We start from the raw sequence: 4,434 nt of genomic DNA, 5'->3' as shown, positions 1-4,434 counted from the left end.
AGCGCGGGCAATGGCGGCAGTAATTTCAGGGAATGGTCTGGGGCTGTTCAACAGCTCGGCGAGCCAGATCGGAATGGGGTTGGGCGGCGGAGCCCGCCTGGGTCAGGGTCAGGACAATCAGTTCGTCAATGTCGCCACCGGCAACTTGCTGCTGCAATCGCAGGACGATCAGGTCCTGTCGCGCGGCATGCTGGTGGGCTTCAACCGAACCTATAACAGCCGCGGGCAGTTGGCCCAGGTTGGCGCGGACGCGTGGGTCACCGGGTTCGAGCGCCGGGTCGAACTACTCTCGGGCAGCCTCAACAGCGCCGGCAGCGTCATGCGCCGGCATACCGGTGATGGCTCTTACCAGGACTTCACTTACGCCGGTAACGCGACCTATCTGTCGACCACCGGCGACGGCGCGCACGACAGCCTGAGCTGGGATGCCGCGACCTCGGCCTGGACCTACACCGAGGGCAGCACGCGCCAGCAGGAGCGTTATGCCGACCACGCCAGCGCGACCCTCAAGGGCCGCCTGACCCAACTGCGCAATCCGCTCAGCGACGGCGCGCAACCGCAGGTCTGGGACGTGCTGTACGACGCCAACGGACGGATCGCGGAAATCACGCCGCAGGCGCAGGACGCTTACGGCGGCCGCCTGGTCTTCACTTACGACGCCAACGGCCGCCTGGCCAGCATGGCCAGCGATCCGTATTCCGACGGCCGCGCGCTCGCCGGCGGACGCGCCTGGTATTCCTACGACAGCGCCGGACGTCTGGCTTCGGTCATTGTCGATCTCACCCCTCGCGGCACTCAGCCCGACAGTTCGGGCAGCGTTCCGGATCACGACCAATGGACCGCCGAGGCCGGTTCCAACGACGGCTATCTGTTCAAGACCACCTACAGCTACACCGACGCCACCAGTCTGCTGATTTCGCGAGTCGAGCAGAGCGACGGCACCGTCACCAGCTACACCTACGACGCGCAGAACCGGATCAAGAGCGTTACCCGCGGCGATATCAATAACGACGACAGCGACGGCCTCGGCCAGACCCTGAGCTTCAGCTACGACAGCGCGACCACCACCAGCGTGACGGATTCCTCGGGTCGCATGTGGACGTACGTCTACGACGCGTCGGGGCAGTTGACCGAAGTCCGCCAGCCCGCGGTCGAGGGCCTGCGCGAGACCACTACGTACGCCTACGACGCGGCCGGCAACGTCACTCGCGTATCGACTCAGAACGGCGGCGTGGTCCTCGCCCAGACCGACTATGCCTACGACGCCAACGGCAACCTCACCTGGCAATGGGACCGGGTGCAGACCGGCAGCAACGCCAGCGCGCGCGCGGTGCAGCGCACTTATACCGCCAGCAACCTACTGGCTAGCGAAACCGTCTTCGCCGGTCTCGATGCCGACGGCCCCGGCGCCGGACAACCCAGCGGCGGACTGACCACGAATTATCTTTACGACGTGCAGGGCCGCCTGCGCTTCGTCGTCAACGCGGCCGGCGAAGTCAGCGAGCAGGAATATCACCTCAACGGTCTGGGCATCGGCCAGTTGTCCAGGCAGCGTCAGTACCTGGGCGACAGCTACAGCGGCGCTTACACGCTCGCCGGGCTGGAGGCGTGGGCGACCACGGCGCGCAAGGCCAACAGCATCCTGACCACGTACTCGTACCCCGCCGCGCAAGGCCGAACCCAGCGGGTGTTCGCGAGCGTCGACGCCGCCGGCGAAGGCATCGAAACCGATGCGTTGATCTACGAGGGCTACCGTTACGACGAGCGCGGCCGCTTGCTGCTGAAGAATCGTACCAGCGCCGAGGGCACGTTCCAGACGATCTACGCTTACGACGGCCTGGGCCGATTGATTTCCGAGCGCGTGGTCGAAAAGGGCGTGACGGTCCAGTCGCGCACCTGGGTCTATCAGGATTCGCTGCGCCTGTCGCACACGATCGNNCGAAGGCGGCGTGGTCGGCGACGGCAACACCGGCAACGATCGCATCCGCAGCGAGCAGCGCGATGCCGCCGGCCGCTTGATCTACGTCAAGGAAAGCGCGGTGTCGGGCGCCTCCGGCGGCGTGCGCGAGTCGCGCAACTATTACGACAGCACCGGTCGCCTGCGCGCAAGCCAGGACAGTGCCGGCGCGCGCACCTATTTCTTCTACGACGTCGAAGGGCAGTTGTCCGGCCAGGTCGACGAGACCGGCGCGGTTACCGAATTCATACGCGATCCGCTCGGGCGCATCATCGCGACCAAGCGTTATGCAACCCGGGTCGATCCGACATCGTGGCAAGGCGGCTCTGGCGAAGGTTCTGGCGAGGTGGTACCGGGCGGTCCGGGGGGACCCATGCCGGAGTTGCCCGTGATTCGAACCGGATGGCCGATCGGCAGCATCTACGTATACGACCTCATCGAGGATGTGCGGCCAGCCGCCGTCGCCGCCGATCGCGGCACCTCGACCAGCTACGACGCCCTGGGTCGCGTCATCACCCAGACCGACGCCGAAGGCGCCATCACCAACTTCACCTATGACGGCGCCAACCGTCTGCTGCAAACACGTACCACCGATGCCGCCGGCACCGCGGCAACCGCGCGCGTCACCCGCTATTTCTACGACGCCCAAGGTCGCGAGACCGGGCGCCTGGATGCCGAGGGCTATCTGGTCGAACACAGCTATGACTTGGCCGGTCGGCGCATCCGCAGCGTCGCCTACGCCACGGTGACTCCGGCCGCGCAGCAGGCCAGTGGCGCGTTGAACGATCTGCGCCCCGCGACGTCGGGCAACGACCAAGTCACGCGCTGGTTCTACGACGGCCGCGGCAACCTCGTGGCGACGCTCGATGCCGAAGGCTATCTGGCCGAATACGTGCATGACGCCAAGCGCCTGCAACGCGCGAGCAAGGCCTATGCGCTCAAGCTCGGCGGTCTGAACGGAAACGAATCGCTGGCGACGCTGCGCGCGTCGGCCGCGGCCGGCACCGTGCGCGAAACCCGCATCAGCTACGACAGCGCCGGCCGGGTCATCGCCGAACAAAACCCGGAAGGTACCGTCACCCGCTACACCTACGACGCTCAGGGCAACCTGATCCGCAGCGAAGTCGCCGTCGACACCACGGAAGTGCGCGAAGGCCGCATGCGCTACAACGTGTTCGGCGAGTTGATCGGTGAACTGCATGGCGAAGGCGCCGCGCGGGTCTTGCCGGGCATGAGCGAAGCCCAGCTCGATGCGTTGTACGCCCAGTACGGCGTGCGCCACAGCTACAACAACTTGGGCCAGCGCAGCGAAAGCATCGACGCAGCCGGCAACAAGACCTGGTATTTCTACGATGCCAGCGGCCGCCCGACCTTCACCGTCAAGGGCGTCGCCGACGCCAGTGGCGTGGCCAACGCGCAGGGCGAAGTCGTCGAGATCCGCTACAACGCCTTCGGCGAAGTGCGCGAGACCACCGCTTATACCGGCCGCATCACTCTGGCCACCGCGGGCAGCCGCGACAGCGTCGCCACCGCCATTACCACCTTGGCCTACGTCGCCGCCAGCGACAGCCGACGCGGCATCAGCTACAACCGTCGCGGACAAGTCGTCGATTCGATCAATGCCGAAGGGATCGCCACGCGCTACTCCTATAACGCCTTTGGGGAAAAGATTCTAGAAGAGCGCGCGTATCCGATGACGGGTGCGCCGTCTGTCGAATTCAAATACGACAAGCGCGGCTTGTTGACCGCGCGGACCGACTCGCGCGGTCATGCGGTGGAGCGTGGTGTGAGCTGGACCTACGACGCCTTCGGCCGGGTCATCACGGCCGTCGATGCGCGTGGCGTACCGACCACCTACAGCTACGACCGCCTCGGCCGCCAGCTGACCGCAAGTCAGACGGTGATGGGCCGCCAGGAGCTGACCAGCACCAGCTACGACGTCTACGGCCGCGTGCTCAGCGTCACTGACGCACTGGGCCGCACCACCACCAGCGCCTACGATACCGCTAACCGCACCACCACGGTCACCACGCCCGAGGGCGTCACGGTGGTCACGACCTTCAATCGCCACGGCCAGCAGGTCAACGTCGCCACACCGTTGCCGGGAGGCACGGTTGCCAACACCAGCTACCTCTACGATCGCGACGGCAATCTCAAGAGCACGACCGATGCGCTCGGTCGCGCCGATTCCAACGAGTACGACGCGCGCGGCCTGCTCAGCGCCACCGTCGATCGCACCGGACGCCGGGTCGAACTGCGTTACGACGCGGTCGGTCGCTTGTTGCAACGGATCGAAGACCCCGCGGGCCTGGCGATTACCACGACCTACCGCTACGACAGCCAAGGCCGCCAGAGCGAAGTCACCGACGCCAGCGGTCGCACGACCGCCTACAGCTACGACCGCGAAGGCCGCCTGACCCAGGTTGCCGCCGATTCAAGCGGTTTGAACCTGCGCACCGCTTATACCTACGACGCCT

Source organism: Lysobacter sp. Root690 (assembly GCF_001427785.1).
Taxonomy (GTDB): Bacteria; Pseudomonadota; Gammaproteobacteria; order Xanthomonadales; family Xanthomonadaceae; genus Lysobacter.
This window is presented reverse-complemented; position numbering follows the sequence as displayed.